Raw genomic sequence first — 16,145 nt, forward strand, 5'->3', positions numbered from 1 at the left:
TCAGGGAGCTCGATGTCGGGCATGATGAAAGGGTGAGGAAAGCAGCCGCGGTGCCCCTGTCCCTGCTCGGTGTCGGCATGGCCGGCCTCGCCTACGCCTCGGTCGTCGAGCGCAACGCCTTCCGTCTGCGCCGCTTCGACGTGCCCGTGCTGGAGCCCGGCCAGCGCCCGGTGCGCATCCTGCAGCTGTCCGACCTGCACCTCACCCCGGGCCGGCGGATGCTCATCAACTGGGTCCGCTCGCTGGGCGACCTCAAGCCCGACCTGGTGGTCAACACCGGCGACTCCATCGCCCACCCCGACGCGATCGGCCCGCTCCTGCACGCCCTGGAGCCGCTGCTGTCGCGTCCGGGCCTGTTCGTCTACGGCTCCAACGACATGTACGCCCCGCGCCCCAAGAACCCCGCGCGCTACCTCTGGCGCACCTCCAAGGGCGACCACGCCCAGAAGATCCCCTCGCTCCCCTGGGAGGAGCTGGGCTCCGCCATGGCCGTCGAGGGCTGGCTGGACATGAACAACACCACCGCCCGCATCAAGGTCGGCGATCTCGACGTGGCCGTGGGCGGCATCCACGACTCCCACATCAACCTCGACCGCTACGACCTGATCGCCGGCCCCGCTCCCGCCGAGGCCGACCTCCGCCTCGGCGTCATGCACTCCCCCGAGCCCCGGAACATGACCCGCTTCGCCTCCGACGGCTACCAGCTGCTGCTCGCCGGCCACACCCACGGCGGCCAGCTCTGCATCCCCTTCTACGGCGCCCTGGTCACCAACTGCGGCATCGACCGGGCCCGCGTCAAGGGTCTGAGCCGCCACGACTCCGCCTACCTCCACGTCTCCGCCGGGCTCGGCACCAGCCCCTACTCCCCCGTCCGTTTCGCCTGCTTCCCCGAGGCCAGCCTCCTGACGCTGGTGCCCCGCCGCCGAAGTGACGCAAGCACCCGCGAAGTCCGCTAGACTTTCCCAAGCACGAGCAAGACCGACGTGCACCGGGGTGTGGCGCAGCTTGGTAGCGCGCTTCGTTCGGGACGAAGAGGTCGCAGGTTCAAATCCTGTCACCCCGACGTAGCAGTACTTCCCGAGGTGAAGGGCCATCTCTGAGAGATCAGAGGTGGTCCTTTTCGCTTTCCGGCCACCGGGGGGCGGTTCCGTCCGCGGACTGGTCCCCGCACCGCGCCTCTCCGCCCGGTCCGGCTCCGCCCAGTTCGGCCTGGAGCAGCCTGCGGATCATGCCGGTGAAGTCCACCGTGGGCCGCCAGCCGGTGACCGCGCGCAGGCGGCCGGCGTCGCCGACCAGAGGCCTGCCGCCGCGGTGCGGCAGGGCGGGGTCCTGGCGGACGTAGCGCCGCCAGTCGAGCCCGGCGAGGCCGAAGGCGGTGGCGGCGAACTCCTCGACCGTGTGCGGTTGTCCGGTGGCCACGACGAAGTCGCCGGGGCCGTCCGCCTGGAGCACGGCGGCCATGGCGGCCACGTAGTCGGGGGCGTACCCCCAGTCGACGGTGGCGCTCAGCGAGCCGAGCGTGACCTCTTCCGCCCGCGCCGCGGCCCGTACGATCTTCCGCGAGACGAAGCCCGGCCGCCGCAGCGGCGACTCGTGGTTGTAGAGGATCCCCGCTGAGACGAAGACCCCCCGTTCCCGGTAGGCACGGCAGTGCAGGAGCCCGGCCGCCTTGGTGATCCCGTAGAGCGAGGTCGGGCGGAGCGGGGTGGACTCGTCCTGCACGGCCGTCTCCGGCTCTCCGAAGACGTGGGAGGAGGCGGCGTAGAAGAGCCGCCCCGCCGGGGCGTGCGCCAGCAGCGCCTCGGCGAAGTACACCACCGGCAGGGTGTTGACCTCGTAGGAGGCGCGGGCGTCCGCGGGCCCGTCCTGCGCCGGGCCCTGCACGGCCGCCAGCAGGTAGACCTCGTCGGGCCGGACCGTCTCGACCAGCCGGACCACCTCGTCCCGGCGGGTGATGTCGGCGACCTCACCTCTGCCCACGGCCACGACGGCGTCGCCCCGCCGGGCGAGCAGCTCGCGCAGGAGCGTGCCGTCCTGGCCGTGGGCGCCGACCACGAGGCAGGTCGCCACGGTTCACACCACTTCCAGCTCAGGCAGCGGGAAGACGAGCTTCCCGCCCGACCGCAGGAAGTCGCGCTCCCTGGCGATCATCGACTCCCGGTAGATCCACGGCAGGACCAGGAACTGGTCGGGGCGGCGCGCCCGGGCCTCCTCCTCGGAGACGATCGGGATGCCGGTGCCGGGGGTGTAGCAGCCGAACTTGTCCTGGTTGACCTCGGCGACGCAGGGCAGGTCGGCCTCGCCGAGCCCGCAGTACTGCAGGATCACGTTGCCCTTGGTAGAGGCGCCGTAGCCGAGGGTGAGCAGGTCCCGCTTCCGTGACTCGTCGAGGAAGTCGAGCAGCCGGTCGCGGTGCTCCCTGGTCCGGCGGGCGAACGCCGCGTAGGGGAGGTCTTCCTCACCGGCGCGGATCCGGGCCAGGGCCGGTCCGTCGGCCCTGCGGCCGGCTGTGTTCCTGGCCAGGACGACCGAGAGGCTGCCGCCGTAGACCGCGTTCAGCTCGGCGTGGACGACCATCAGGCCGGTGCGCTCGGCCATCCACTCGATCTGGCGGAGCGCGTAGTAGTCCAGGTGTTCGTGGCAGACCACGTCGTAGGCGGTGGAGTGGAGCATCGCGGGCAGGTAGCTCTGCTCGATCACCCAGATGCCGTCGTCGGTCAGGAGGTCGCGTACCTCCTCCATGAAGTCCATCGGGCGCGGCAGGTCGTAGAACATCGCGATGGAGGTGACGACCTTGGCGCGGCGCCCGCCGAGCAGGTCGCGCGCGAAGAAGTCGGGGATCAGCTCGACGTGCGGCGGATAGAACTCGGCGAAGGCGGCGGCCGCGGGATCCACCCCGACCAGGGCGGGGCCGTCGGCGGGATAGGCCGACAGCAGGGTGCCGTCGTTGCTGCCGATGTCCACCACCAGGTCGCCGGGGCCGAGATCGACCAGGTCCCTGATGGCGGCGACCTTGCCGCGCAGGTGGTCGGCCATGGAACGGTTGAGACTGGAGCGGTAGCCGTAGTGCTCGCCGTACATGAGCCCGAAGTCGGCGGTGTGGCGCAGCTGCACCAGGCCGCAGCCGCTCGGCGAGCAGACCACCAGCTCCAGCGGGACCTGCGGCACGGGCTCGTCGCGGGTCCGGGGGAAGACCCCGGTGAGCGCCTGCGGGCCGAGGTCGAGCACGGGCAGCAGCTCGGTGTTGTCGCAGATGCGGCAGCGGTCGATGACCGTCATGTGACCTCCGCCGGTCCGGTGACCGGTCGGCCGGCCCTTGATGCCGTCACCTCGTTCGGACGTTGTCATGCTTCTCCAGATCGTGCTCGACCATGAGCTGAGTGAGTTCGTTCGACCATGAGCTGAGTGGGTTCGGTGGAACGGGTCCGAGAGGCCGCCGGAGAGTCCGCTGAGCGCTTCATCCTCGGCCGGCTCCGCATCTCGCGCTGAGCCAGCCGACCACGTCCGCGGCGACCGGCCAGTCCGCCTCAGGTGTGGTGACCAGGGGGAACTGGTCGTCGATCCGGTCGCTGTCGAAGGTGGAGCGCGAGCCGACGGCGTCCCTGATCTCCCGTAGGGTGATCGTCGTCCTGGCGCCCACCTCCCACAGGCCCTCGGCCTCCAGGTGGGTGGCCACCCACCGGCCGCACCACTCGACCGGGGCGAAGCTCTGGCGTGACTCGCCCGCCGTGTAGACCGGCTGGTTTCCGATCATGTCCATCAGGACGCCCTTGACGTAGGCCGTGCCGTACATGGGGCCCAGGCGGACGACCAGGTTGCCCGCGCAGAGCTCCTCCGCCTCGGCCCGGTGCCCGCCGTAGGGGGTGTCCGGCTGGGTGCGCGCGGAGATGCTGCTGATCTGGACGAACCTGTCCCACTCCCACTCGCGCAGGAACGCCCGGGTCTTGACCACCGTCTCGCGGTGGTCGTCGGCCGGGTGGTGCCGCGCCCAGTAGCGGCGTGACGGGCAGGCCGCGTTGATCAGCACGTCGAACGGGCCGCTGCGCCGTACTTCCTCGTAGTTCTCGCGGCTGACGGGGACGGCCACGGCCCCGAGCGCCTGGGTGATGGCCGCTCCGACGAAGCCCCGTGCGCCGGCCACCGCGACCCTCACACGCGCCCCAGGGTGTGCGGCAGGGGCTCGACCTGCACCAACGGGGGGTCGCACTCGTCCCAGGGCTTGGTGAGCATGGCGATGAACGTCAGCGACGAGACGGCGTGGACGGTGTGCATGACCCCGCTCGGCGTCCTGGTGCAGACTCCCCGCGAGACGTGGATGAACTCCTCGGGACAGTCCGGGTCGTCGGCGTCGTCCTTGGTGACCAGCACGCCTTCGCCCTCGACGAAGAGCAGGTATTCGACGAAGTGCGGATGGTAGTGCAGGCCGCGCACCTTTCCCGGGTGCAGGTGCAGCATGTTGAATTCCAGGATGGGATCGGGTGGCACCCAGGTGAAAATGCCGCCGCGCCCGTCCCTGATCGTCTCCAGATTGCAGGACGGTTTGAGCACTTCGATTTTCATGCGGCCTCCACGGGTGAAAGACGTTGGGCTGCCCATAAGAAAAGCCGCGATCCGCCCCGGACGGCGTCTCCGCCGATTCTCCGGAAAGGTGCCGCGGACCGCGTGGTCGAAGGCCCCGGCCTCCGGTCCCGCCCGGGGTCCGGGGGTCGAGCCGGCGGGCTGCCACCGGCCGGCGACGACGGGCCTGCGATCAGCCGCCACGTCACGGATCCACCTCCCGTTCTATTGGGCGCAGGAGTTATCGAGGCTAACTCCCCCCGGGGGAATCGGATCTGAGGGAAATGCTAGTTCTTGGCCCGCGCGGGCCGCCGTGGGTTGGTTCCGGGATATAACGATCTCCAGGCGGCGGATTACTTGCCTATTCCATAAGGAGTGCGATGGGCGCCCAGGTACTCACAGATGAGCAGATCGAGAGCTTTGTCTCAGACGGCTTCATCCGGCTGGAGGGCGCGTTTCCCAAGGAACTCGCCGCCCAGGCTCGCGACATCCTCTGGAAGCAGCTCGGCATGGATCCGGACGATCCCACGACCTGGACCAGGGAGGTGGTCAGGCTGGGGGCCCAGGCCGACGAGCCGTTCGTGCGCAGCGCCAACACCCCCGCCCTGCACGCCGCCTACGACCAGTTGGTCGGGCCCGGGCGGTGGAGGCCCATCGAGCAGGTCGGGACGTTCCCGGTCCGCTTCCCCGGCGCCCGGAGGCCGGAGGAGGCCGAGGACTACGGCTGGCACATCGACGCCGGTTTCCTGGCCGCCGAGGCGGAGGCGGCCGGCGGCCCGGACTGGGAGGGCGAGCAGGCGCTCGTCCCACCCGACTACGACAAGATCTTCCGGTGCAACACGGTGTCGCGCGGGCGGTCGCTGCTGCTGCTGTTCCTGTACTCCGACACCGGGGACCGGGACGCCCCCACGCTCATCCGCGTCGGCTCCCACCTGGACGTGCCGCCCCTGCTCGAGCCGTACGGCCCGGAGGGGACATATCTGAAGGCCGGCGACGTGGGCGCGGGCCGGCCGCTCGCCTCGGCCACGGGTGAGGCGGGCGACGTCTACCTGTGCCACCCGTTCCTGGTGCACACGCCCGTCTCCAACACCGGCACCCGGCCCCGGTTCATGGCGCAGCCGTCCCTGCAGCCGGTCGGGGAGCTGGAGCTCGCCCGGGCCGACGGGCGGTATTCGGCGGTCGAGCGCGCGATCCGCCTCGGCCTGGGCCGGGAGGACGGGCGCTAACGCCATGGAGGAGCAGGTGGAGAGGAACCCGTGGCCGGACCTGTTGCGGCTCGTCTTCGGCGGCAGGGCCACCCAGGTGGTCGGGCTGGGCATCCGGCTGAAGCTGCCCGAGGCGATCGGTGACGGCGAGCGTTCGTCGACGGACCTCGCGGCCGAGTACGGCGTGCCGGAGCGCACGATGCTGCGGCTGCTGCGCGGGCTGGCCGCGCTGGAGGTGCTCACGGAGACGGGCCCGGGCCGCTTCGCGGTGGCCCCGGTGGGGGCGCTGCTCCGCGGTGACCGGCCGGGGTCGCTGTACGCGCTCGCCCGCATGCTCACCGACCCCGCGATGCTGACCGCCTGGCAGAACCTGGAGTTCAGCGTGCGCACCGGCCGCCCCGCGTTCGACGAGGCGTTCGGCACCGACTTCTTCGGCCATCTGAGCGGCGACCCCGAGCTGTCGGAGCTGTACAACACCGCGATGAGCCAGGGGACGCGGGGCGTGGCCGGGGCCCTCGCCCAGAGCTACGACTTCGGGCGTTTCGCAACCGTCGTGGACGTCGGCGGCGGTGACGGAACGCTGATCGCCGCGGTCCTGCGCGAGCACCCCGGGCTACGGGGAGTGATCTACGACAGCCCCACCGGCGCGTCCCGGGCGGAGGAGACCCTGCGCCGGGCCGGTGTCGCCGGACGCTGCCGGATCGAGGCCGGCGACTTCTTCGCCGGCGTCCCGGACGGCGCCGATCTCTACCTGCTCAAGAGCGTCGTGCACGGCTGGGGCGACGAGCGGGCGGCGACGATTCTCCGGCACTGCGCGCGGGGCGTCACCGAGCACGGGCGGATCCTGATGATCGAGCACGTCCTCCCCGACACGGTGCCGCCGGGCGCGGACCCTCTCCCCTACCTCAACGATCTCAACCTGCTCGTCAACGGCAGCGGTCTGGAGCGGACCCGGGGCGACTTCGAGCGACTGTGCGGGAAGGCCGGCCTCACCCTGGGTGAGGTCACGCCGCTGCCGCCGACCGACTTCTGCCGGCTCGAGGCGCGACCCGGGATAACATGGGCGCTGAACGAGGAGGACGGGCAGGTTGGCGTACCGGTACGAGACGACGCGGGCTGACTACAGCGATCTCGCCAGCGGCGCCGTGCTCCACTCGGCCCCCGGTTTCCCCGCCTTCCCCGTGCGGCTCGTCTCCGAGATCTTCCAGCGGGCGCTCGCGCTACGGGGTGGCGACGAGCCCGCCGTGGTGTGGGATCCGTGCTGCGGGAGCGCATACCTGCTGACCGTCCTGGGGCTCCTGCACCGCCGCCGCATCGGGGCGCTGCTGGCCTCGGACGTCTCCAGCGAGGCGCTGCGGATCGCGCGGGCCAACCTCGACCTGCTGACCGACACCGGGCTGCGGGCCCGGGCCGCCGAGCTGACCGACCGGGCCGAGCGTTTCGGCAAGCCCGGCTACGCCGAGGCCGCCGAGGCGGCCGGGCGGCTGGCCGGACGGCTCGCCGCCGACGGCGGGCCGGTGCCGTACGCCCTGCAGCAGGCCGACGTCTTCGACCGGGCCGGGCTGGCGGCGGCGATCGCCGGGCACCGGCCCGACGTGGTGATAACCGATCCGCCCTACAGCGAGCAGACCGTGTGGCAGGGGAGCCGCGCGGACGAGGGCCTGCCGGAGATGCTGTCGGCGCTGGCGGCGGTCCTCCCGCCGCGCGCGGTGGTCGCGGTGACCGTCCGGGGTCGCCGGGTGCCCGCCGGCGCGGGCATGCGCCCCCGCCAGTCGTTGCGCGTCGGCACCCGGGCCGTGGCCCTGTTCACCGCAGCCGACCTCACCGGGGCCTGAGCATCACCGCCGCCGGCCTCGCCGGGGCCTGAGCCGCCCACCGGTCCACTAGTAAATTCACTATATTGCTTTCGCAATTAGTGATACCGGTAAGAATGTCGCGTATCGTGAGCGGCGGCAACGGGTGATGCGCCCATTTTTCTATGGTCTCATGGCTGGGAGATTATCCTGACTAGGCGAGCACTGATCACTGGGATTACCGGCCAGGATGGCACCTATCTCGCGGAACACCTTCTCGATGCCGGTTATGAAGTATTCGGAATGATACGCGGACAGGCCCCGCCGGCCGTCCGCGGCGGGCGGCGGCCGAACCCGGAGGTCAGGCTCGTCAGCGGCGACCTGCTGGACCAGGCCAGCCTGGTCGCGGCGGTGGACCAGGTCCGGCCCGACGAGGTCTACAACCTCGGGGCCCTGTCCTACGTCCCCATCTCGTGGCGGCAGTCGGCCACTACCGCGGAGATCACCGGGATGGGCGTGCTGCGCATGCTGGAAGCCCTCAGAATCGTCGGCGGCATAACGGCGTCGCGGACCCCGGGGCCGGGGCAGCCGCGCTTTTATCAGGCGTCCTCCTCGGAGATGTTCGGGAAGATTAGGGAAACCCCGCAAAATGAGCTCACGCCGTTTCATCCGCGTAGCCCGTACGGCGTCGCGAAGGTGTTCGGCCATTACACGGTGCAGAACTACCGTGAGTCGTACGACATGTTCGCGGTCTCCGGCATTCTCTTCAACCACGAATCACCGGTGCGCGGTCCGGAGTTCGTGACCCGGAAGGTGTCGCTCGCCGCGGCCGCCATCAAGCTCGGCCTGCGGGACTCCCTCCGGCTGGGGAACCTGGAGGCCGAGCGCGACTGGGGGTTCGCCGGCGACTACGTGCGCGGCATGGTGCTGATGCTCGGCCAGGAGAAGCCGGAGGACTTCGTCCTGGGCACCGGCGTCACGCACAGCGTGCGCGAGCTGGTCTCGATGGCCTTCGCCCACGTCGGCCTCGACTGGCGCGAGCACGTGGTGGTGGACCCGGCCCTGTTGCGCCCCGCGGAGGTCGACCTGCTGTGCGCCGATCCGGCGAAGGCCAGGGAGCGGCTCGGCTGGAAGCCCGTGGTCTCCTTCGAGGAGATGATCGCCCTGATGGTCGACAGCGATCTGCGGCTGCTGTCGGACTCGCGGCACGCCTCCGACGGTCACGTGACCGAGTTGGCCGCACTGTGGTGAGCCGCCGTACCGTACGGCTCCAGACACCTAAGGACACGTGATGACGTCGGCAGATCTGGATAGCCACCGTAATATCGACGCCCGGGTGGACGGAGTGGGCGAGGGATTCCTGTCCTGGTTCGCCGAGCGGGTCCGGATGTCCGGCTGCCAGGTGGATCTCACCCCGCTGAACGAGCTACGCGGGTGGGCGTTCGACGAGGCCACGGGGAACCTGGCGCACGAGAGCGGCCGGTTCTTCGTGGTCGAGGGCCTGCACATCCGCACCACCTACGGCCCGGTCCACGAGTGGAGCCAGCCCATCATCAACCAGCCGGAGATCGGCATCCTCGGCCTGCTGGTGAAGACGGTCGACGGTGTGCCCTACTGCCTCGTGCAGGCCAAGATGGAGCCCGGCAACCTCAACACCATGCAGCTCTCGCCGACCGTCCAGGCCACCCGGAGCAACTACACCCGCATCCACCGGGGCGGCGGCACCAAATACCTGGAATACTTCACCCGCCCGCGGGCCGGGCGGGTCCTGGTCGACGTCCTGCAGTCCGAGCAGGGCTCCTGGTTCCTGCGCAAGCGGAACCGGAACATGGTCGTCCAGGTCGACGACACCGTGCCCGCCGCCGACGGGCACTACTGGCTCTCCCTCCACGAGATCCGGCAGCTGCTGAGGGTCGACGGGCTGGTCAACATGGACACCAGGACCGTGCTGTCCTGCCTGCCCGACTCCTTCCTGGCCGGCCCCGGCGGCGCGCTCGCCGAGGAGGGGGTGGCCGCGGCGCTGGTCCGGTCCGTCAGCGGGGAGGGCAGGCCCCATCACAGCGCGGCGGCCGTGCTGAGCTGGTTCACCTCGGCCAAGTGCCGGCACGAGCTCGCGGTACAGCGCGTGCCGCTGCGCGGGCTGCCCGGGTGGCGGCGCACGCCGGAGGAGATCACCCATGACGACGGACGCCACTTCAGCATCGTCGGGGTGACCGTGCGGACCAACCATCGCGAGGTGGCCGAGTGGAACCAGCCGCTGCTGTATCCCCAGGGGCGCGGGCTGGTCGCCTTCGTGGTGAAGAGCATCGGCGGCGTGGCCCACCTGCTGGTCCACGCGCGGTTCCAGGCGGGCCTGCTGGACATCATGGAGATGGGGCCCACGGTCCAGTGCAACCCGGAGAACTATCCGGGCGCCCGGCCGGAGTTCCTCGACTACGTGCTGCAGGCGCCGGCCGAGCGGATCGTCTACGACACGGTCCTCGCCGAGGAGGGTGGCAGGTTCTACCACTCGCAGAACCGCTATCTGCTGCTGGAGGCCGGTGAGGACTTCCCGCTGGAGGTGCCGGACGACTTCTGCTGGGTCACCGCCCACCAGCTCACCACCCTGCTGCGGCACGGCTACTACATCAACGTGGAAGCACGCAGCCTGCTGGCCTGCCTGCACAGCCTGTGGTGACCAGCGTGTCGGAGAGAACCCCGGCCCCGCGCCCGGTCCGGCTCGGCCTGCTCGGCTGCGCCGACATCGCGCGGCGCCGTACCCTTCCGGCGATCCTGCGCGAGTCCTCGGCCGAGCTGGTGGTCATCGCCGCCCGGGAGAGGGCCAAGGCCCGCATGTTCGCCGACGAGTTCGGCGGCGAAGCCGTCAAGGGCTACCAGGCTCTCCTGGACCGGCTGGACGTCGACGCCGTCTACATCCCGCTCCCGGCCGGGCTGCACCACAAGTGGATCGTCCGGGCGCTGTACGCCGGCAAGCACGTGCTCGTGGAGAAGCCGCTGACCACGCGGTACGCCGACACCGTGGAGGTCGTGGAGCTCGCCCGGTCGCGGGGCCTGACGCTGATGGAGAACCTCACCTTTCTACGGCACGGCCTGCACGCCGCCGTCCAGCGCCTGGTGGACGCCGGGGAGATCGGCGAGCTGCGCATGGTCGACGGCGCCTTCGGCTTCCCCCCACTCGATCCCAGGGACATCCGCTACCGGCCGGACCTGGGGGGCGGCGCCCTGCTCGACGTCGGCGTGTACCCCCTGAGCGCGGCCCGGCTCTTCCTCGACTCCGACCTGGAGGTGGTCGCCGCCACCCTGAAGGAGGACCCGGAACGCGGCGTCGACGTGGCGGGCAACGCGCTGCTGTGCACGCCGGACGGCCGGACGGCGCAGATCTCCTTCGGGTTCGAGCACTCCTACCGGTGCGAGTACACGCTGTGGGGGAGCCAGGGGCGGATCTTCGTCGACCGCGCCTACACTCCCCCGCCGACGTGGCGTCCGGTGATCCGGCTGGAGCGCCAGCAAGAGAGGCGGGAGCTTGTCCTGCCGCCCGAGGACCAGTTCGCCAACACGCTCCGCGCGTTCGTCCGGGCCGTGGGCGCTGCCGAGCGGCCCGAGCAGCCGGCCGACACGGCGGCGATCCGCGTTCAGGCGCGGCTGGTCGACCAGATCCGGGACCGGGCGCGGCTCCTGCGGGACCATGAGCTGAGTAGGGGGCACAGGTGAGTGACGGTCGCGTCATCGTGCTGGGCGGCACGGGGTTCTTGGGCCGCCAGGTGTGCATGGATCTCGCCGCCTCGGGCGATGACGTGCTCGCCGTGGCCAGGACCGCGCCCCGCCCCGCCCCGCCCTACCGGTTCCGCTCCCTTGACGTCTCCCGGCTGCCGACCGGGGACCTGGCCTCGGTTCTGGCCGCCGAGCGCCCGGACGCCGTGGTCAACGCCACAGGCGGCAAGTGGGGGCTGTCCGACCGCGAGCTGGAGGCCAGCTGCGTGGTGCCGACCCGCCGCCTCCTGGCGGCGCTGGAGCGGCTCAGATACCGGCCGCGCCTGGTGCACCTGGGTTCGGTGCTGGAGTACGGTCCGATCGCTCCCGGCGGCCGGACGTCCGCGGCGCAGCCGCTCCGCCCCACGACCACCTACGGCAAGACCAAGCTGGCCGCGACCCAGGCCGTCCTGACGGCGGCCGCGGCGGGGACCGTGGACGCCATCGTGCTGCGGATCGCGAACGTGGCCGGTCCCGGCACGCCGGCGGTCAGCCTGCTCGGGCGGGTGGCCGGTCAGCTCGCCGAGGCCGCCGCCGGCGGAGAGCCCGCGAAGGTGGAGCTGACCTCCCTGCGCGCCCACCGCGACTACGTGGACGTCCGGGACGTGTCCGACGCCGTCCTCGCCGCGACGCGGGCCCCGGTCACGGGCACGGCGATCAACATCGGGCGGGGGGAGGCCGTCCCCGTGCGCTCGCTCGTCGAGCTGCTCATCGAGGTGAGCGGGGTCGCCGCCCACGTGGTGGAGCTGCCGACCCCGGCCGGGGCGCCGGATCTCGGCGACTGGACCAGGGTCGACCCGCGTCCGGCCCGGGAACTGCTCGGCTGGAGCCCGCGGCGGACCCTGCGTGACTCGGTGCGCGGGCTGTGGGAGGAGGTCAGGGCGCGGACGGGGGTGCCTGAGCGGAGCTCGGCCGCCCCGGGGCAGTAGCGCTCGGCCGCAGACCGCGATCCCGCGGGCGCGGCGGCCGGGAGCGCGGCGGCTCCACGGCCGGCCAGGACCGCGACCACCCACGATCGGCCGGGTCCGCGACCCGCCGCACGACCGGCCGGGACCGCGGCCGCGCCACGGCCGGCCCACCGCCCCGACCGGCGAATATCTCAGCCGCCGGGAAAAACCGAAAGTCGGGCGATAATCCACGCCGTCGAATTCAGGCCGGTGGGAACTCCGCCGGGCAAAGGGACCGGTTTCGAGATGCCTCCGCGCCGGAACGGAATCCGCCGCCCCCGTCGCCGACAGGCGGTCCGCATTTCGGTAACGAGCCGTACATCCGATCCGGCCCGGCCGGAATGAGACGGCGGCGATATTAGGGAAATCACGAATCAAACTTCGATAACTTTACGAAGAACTCAGATCGCCGACACAACTGGAGTCTTCGTGAACCAGCCTGTCATTCTGGGCCTGTCCTTCAGAGCCGACTCGTGAAGGCGCTTGTGCTGGCGGGCGGGGTCGGCTCGCGCTTACGGCCGATCACTCACACCTTGGCCAAGCAGCTCCTTCCGATCGCCAACAAGCCCGTGCTGTTCTACGTCCTGGAGTCGATCCGCGACGCCGGGATCCGCGAGGTGGGGATCGTCGTCGGCGACACCACCGCGCAGGAGATCGAGAAGGCGGTCGGGGACGGCTCGGACTTCGGGCTGGAGGTGACCTACCTGCTGCAGAACGAACCCCGCGGGCTGGCGCACGCCGTCCTCATCGCCTGCGACTACCTCGGCGACGACGACTTCGTGATGTACCTGGGCGACAACTTCGTCGTCGGCGGCATCAACGACCTCGTCGACCGCTTCCACCGCGGACGTCCCGAGGCCCAGGTCATGCTCACCAAGGTGGCCGAACCCCACGCGTTCGGCGTCGCCGAGATGAACGAGGACGGCCGGGTCGTCGGCGTCGAGGAGAAGCCCCGGCACCCCAAGAGCGACCTGGTCCTGGTCGGCGTCTACGTTTTCAGCCCGGCCGTGCACAAGGCGATAGCGGAGATCAAGCCGTCCTGGCGGAACGAGCTGGAGATCACCGACGCGATCCAGTGGCTGATCGACCAGGGGCACCGCGTCGAACCCACGGTGATCTCGGGCTACTGGCGGGACGCCGGGAGCCTCGGCGACATCCTTGAGCTGAACCGCTTCGTCCTGGAGGGCATCGAGTCCTCCGTGGTGGGGGAGGTGGACGCGGCCAGCGAGCTGATCGGTCCCGTCGTGGTGGAGTCCGGCGCGGTCGTCTCCGGCTCCCGCATCGTCGGCCCGGTCGTCCTCGGCGCCGGATCGGTCGCCCGTAACTCCTACCTGGGGCCGTTCACCTCCATCGACCGCGACTGCACGGTGATCGACAGCGAGATCGAGTGCTCGATCGTGCTGCGCGGCGCCCGCATCGAGGGGGTCGGCCGCGTCGAATACTCGCTGATCGGCCGCGAGACGCGGGTGACCGCCGCCGACATGCCCAAAGCCCATCGACTCGTCCTGGGCGACCACAGCGACGTGCAGGTCAGCGGCTGATGCCCCGCGTCCTCGTCACCGGCGGCGCCGGTTTCATCGGCTCGAACTACGTCCGCGAACTGCTCTCCGGCGCCTACCCCGCCTGGCGCGACGCCGAGGTCACCGTCCTGGACAAGCTGACCTACGCGGGCAACCCGGCCAACCTGGAAGCCGTCAAAGACCGGCTCACCTTCGTGCACGGCGACATCTGCGACGAGAACCTCCTCGCCGACCTCGTGCCCGGCCACGACGTGGTGCTCAACTTCGCCGCCGAGTCGCACGTCGACAGGTCCATCGTCAGCTCCGCCGAGTTCGTGCGCACCAACGTGCTGGGCGTCCAGGCCCTCATGCAGGCCTGCCTGGACGCGGGCGTCTCCCGCGTCGTCCAGGTCTCCACCGACGAGGTCTACGGCAGCATCGACACGGGCTCGTGGGACGAGGAGACCCCCCTGGCGCCCAACTCCCCGTACTCGGCGGCCAAGGCGGGCGGCGACCTGATCGCCCGCTCCTACGTCCGCACGCACGGGCTGCCGGTCAGCATCACCCGCTCCGGCAACAACTACGGCCCCTACCAGTATCCGGAGAAGGTCATCCCGCTGTTCGTCACCCACCTGATGGAAGGGCGGGACGTGCCGCTCTTCGGGGACGGCCGCAACGTGCGTGACTGGATCCACGTGGACGACCACTGCCGCGGGATCCAGGTCGTCGCCGAACACGGGGAGGTGGGCGAGGTCTATCACATCGCGGGGACCGCCGAACTGAGCAACCTGCAGCTCATCCAGCGCCTGCTCGACGCCTGCGGCGCCGGCTGGGACCGGGTCGAGCGGGTCCCCGACCGCAAGGGCCACGACCGCCGCTACTCGTTGTCGGACGCCAAGGTGCGGCGGCTGGGCTACGCGCCCCGCGTCGCGTTCGAGGACGGCCTGCTCCAGACGGCCCGCTGGTACGAGGCCAACCGCGACTGGTGGGAGCCGCTCAAGCGGCGGACCGGCGGAGCAAGCGTCCACAGCCGCGTATAGCCGCCCATAGTCTCAAGGAGCTCGAATGACTCATTGCCTGGTGACCGGCGGAGCCGGTTTCATCGGCTCCCATCTGGTGGAGCGCCTGCTCGGGGACGGGCACGCGGTCACCGTTCTCGACGATCTCAGCGGCGGCAGCAGGGGCCGCGTTCCCGCCGGCGCCGATCTGGTCGTCGGCTCGGTGACCGACGAGGCGCTCGTCGACTCCCTGTTCGCCGAGCGCCGGTTCGACCGGGTCTTCCACTTCGCCGCGTTCGCGGCGGAGGCGATCAGCCACTCGGTCAAGAAGCTCAACTACGGCACGAACGTGATGGGCAGCGTCAACCTGATCAACGCGTCGCTGCAGACGGGGGTGTCGTTCTTCTGCTTCGCCTCGTCGGTGGCGGTGTACGGCCACGGCGAGACGCCCATGCGGGAGTCCTCGACCCCGGTCCCGGCCGACAGCTACGGGAACGCCAAGCACGTGGTCGAGCGCGAGCTCGAGGTGACGATGCGGCTGCAGGGGCTGCCCTTCACCGCCTTCCGCATGCACAACGTGTACGGCGAATGGCAGAACATGCGCGACCCCTACCGCAACGCGGTGGCCATCTTCTTCAACCAGATCATGCGCGGCGAGCCGATCACGGTCTACGGGGACGGCGGCCAGGTGCGGGCGTTCACCTACGTCCAGGACGTCGTGGACGTGGTGAGCCGGGCCCCGGAGACCGAACGAGCCTGGGGCCGGGCCTTCAACGTGGGTTCGGCGAGCACCAACACGGTGCTGGAGCTGGCGCAGGCCGTACGCGCCGCGGCCGGGGTGCCCGAGCACCCCATCGCGCACCTGCCGGCCCGGGACGAGGTGAAGGTGGCCTACACGGCCACGGAGGAGGCCAGGTCGGTGTTCGGGGACTGGAGCGACACGCCGTTGTCCGAGGGCCTCGCGCGGACCGCGAAGTGGGCGGCCGATGCCGGCCCGACGGAACTGAAATCGTCCTTCGACATTGAAATCGGCGGCCACCAGGTGCCGGAATGGGCGCGGTTCGTGGAGAAACGGCTGGGCTCGGCCGGAAGTTGACTGTGGTGAAAACACTAGTCCCCTTCCCCAAATGAATGGATAGGGTCAAGTTCCATGAACCGCGGAGTAATTGCGCGCCGGACGCGGGGACCGGAGCCCTGGATAAACGGTTCCGAATATGACGGGTTTCGTCATGCCGACGGCTCCGCCCAGGATTATCCGCTGAATAGGGATCCGGCGGACCGGGCCCGTGCTCTCTCCGCGCCGTTCCCACACGCCAGGCGCGTTCTCAGACTCGGGGCGCCGGAGGGCACGGACGCCCCGGCGTGCGACACCGTCACCGTCCGCCGAAGGGATTGA

15 protein-coding genes and 1 tRNA gene are annotated in these 16,145 nt (G+C 70.6%); 12 read left to right on the plus strand and 4 right to left on the minus strand.

Features of this window, described 5'->3' with window-relative positions; translation table 11 throughout:
- Nucleotides 1-77 precede the first annotated feature (77 nt).
- Together ACZ6R6_RS05465 and ACZ6R6_RS05470 are read left to right on the plus strand one after the other, a co-directional pair.
- Complete coding sequence (locus ACZ6R6_RS05465; protein ID WP_470090484.1) at nt 78-956, plus strand: metallophosphoesterase; 879 nt, start codon at nt 78-80, stop codon at nt 954-956.
- A 33-nt stretch (nt 957-989) separates the two neighbouring features.
- A tRNA-Pro gene (locus tag ACZ6R6_RS05470) sits at nt 990-1,063 on the plus strand.
- Nucleotides 1,064-1,104: 41 nt separating this feature from the next.
- Here the strand turns inward: ACZ6R6_RS05470 and ACZ6R6_RS05475 are convergent.
- The 4 genes from ACZ6R6_RS05475 to ACZ6R6_RS05490 form a co-directional block, all read right to left on the minus strand.
- Nucleotides 1,105-2,070 (minus strand): GDP-mannose 4,6-dehydratase, encoded by a 966-nt coding sequence (locus ACZ6R6_RS05475; protein ID WP_470090370.1) that lies wholly within the window; start codon nt 2,068-2,070, stop codon nt 1,105-1,107.
- A 3-nt stretch (nt 2,071-2,073) separates the two neighbouring features.
- On the minus strand, nt 2,074-3,279 hold the full coding sequence (locus ACZ6R6_RS05480) for a class I SAM-dependent methyltransferase (RefSeq protein ID WP_470090372.1): 1,206 nt from the start codon (nt 3,277-3,279) through the stop codon (nt 2,074-2,076).
- Between the two features lie 178 nt (nt 3,280-3,457).
- Entirely contained in the window at nt 3,458-4,141 is a 684-nt protein-coding gene (locus ACZ6R6_RS05485) for an NAD-dependent epimerase/dehydratase family protein (protein ID WP_470090374.1), read from the minus strand.
- A gap of 8 nt (nt 4,142-4,149) precedes the next feature.
- Complete coding sequence (locus ACZ6R6_RS05490) at nt 4,150-4,560, minus strand: cupin domain-containing protein (RefSeq protein ID WP_470090376.1); 411 nt, start codon at nt 4,558-4,560, stop codon at nt 4,150-4,152.
- Between the two features lie 377 nt (nt 4,561-4,937).
- On the opposite strand from ACZ6R6_RS05490, the gene ACZ6R6_RS05495 reads away from it, so the two are divergent.
- From ACZ6R6_RS05495 to ACZ6R6_RS05540, 10 genes are all read left to right on the plus strand, one after another.
- Nucleotides 4,938-5,783: a phytanoyl-CoA dioxygenase family protein gene (locus ACZ6R6_RS05495; protein WP_470090378.1), complete on the plus strand. Its 846-nt coding sequence runs from the start codon at nt 4,938-4,940 to the stop codon at nt 5,781-5,783.
- 16 nt (nt 5,784-5,799) lie between these two features.
- Nucleotides 5,800-6,882 (plus strand): methyltransferase, encoded by a 1,083-nt coding sequence (locus tag ACZ6R6_RS05500; protein WP_470090380.1) that lies wholly within the window; start codon nt 5,800-5,802, stop codon nt 6,880-6,882.
- On the plus strand, nt 6,851-7,597 hold the full coding sequence (locus ACZ6R6_RS05505; protein WP_470090382.1) for an rRNA methyltransferase: 747 nt from the start codon (nt 6,851-6,853) through the stop codon (nt 7,595-7,597). Before ACZ6R6_RS05500 ends, ACZ6R6_RS05505 begins: the two co-directional genes overlap by 32 nt.
- Before the next feature lie 186 nt (nt 7,598-7,783).
- Entirely contained in the window at nt 7,784-8,806 is a 1,023-nt protein-coding gene (locus ACZ6R6_RS05510; RefSeq protein ID WP_306875422.1) for a GDP-mannose 4,6-dehydratase, read from the plus strand.
- A gap of 40 nt (nt 8,807-8,846) precedes the next feature.
- On the plus strand, nt 8,847-10,232 hold the full coding sequence (locus ACZ6R6_RS05515; RefSeq protein WP_470090384.1) for an NDP-hexose 2,3-dehydratase family protein: 1,386 nt from the start codon (nt 8,847-8,849) through the stop codon (nt 10,230-10,232).
- 5 nt (nt 10,233-10,237) lie between these two features.
- Nucleotides 10,238-11,266: a Gfo/Idh/MocA family protein gene (locus ACZ6R6_RS05520; RefSeq protein ID WP_470090386.1), complete on the plus strand. Its 1,029-nt coding sequence runs from the start codon at nt 10,238-10,240 to the stop codon at nt 11,264-11,266.
- Nucleotides 11,263-12,234, plus strand: a complete 972-nt coding sequence (locus ACZ6R6_RS05525; RefSeq protein ID WP_470090388.1) for an NAD-dependent epimerase/dehydratase family protein — start codon at nt 11,263-11,265, stop codon at nt 12,232-12,234. Before ACZ6R6_RS05520 ends, ACZ6R6_RS05525 begins: the two co-directional genes overlap by 4 nt.
- Before the next feature lie 491 nt (nt 12,235-12,725).
- The gene (locus tag ACZ6R6_RS05530; RefSeq protein ID WP_470090390.1) at nt 12,726-13,793 is read left to right on the plus strand and encodes a glucose-1-phosphate thymidylyltransferase; all 1,068 of its coding nucleotides are present in this window, start codon (nt 12,726-12,728) and stop codon (nt 13,791-13,793) included.
- Nucleotides 13,793-14,791, plus strand: coding sequence for a dTDP-glucose 4,6-dehydratase (rfbB, locus tag ACZ6R6_RS05535; protein ID WP_470090392.1), 999 nt, complete (start codon nt 13,793-13,795; stop codon nt 14,789-14,791). The genes ACZ6R6_RS05530 and rfbB overlap by 1 nt, the downstream gene beginning before the upstream one ends.
- A gap of 25 nt (nt 14,792-14,816) precedes the next feature.
- Nucleotides 14,817-15,845, plus strand: coding sequence for an NAD-dependent epimerase/dehydratase family protein (locus tag ACZ6R6_RS05540; RefSeq protein WP_470090393.1), 1,029 nt, complete (start codon nt 14,817-14,819; stop codon nt 15,843-15,845).
- Nucleotides 15,846-16,145 lie beyond the last annotated feature (300 nt).

The organism is Streptosporangium sp. NPDC048886 (genome assembly GCF_055586905.1).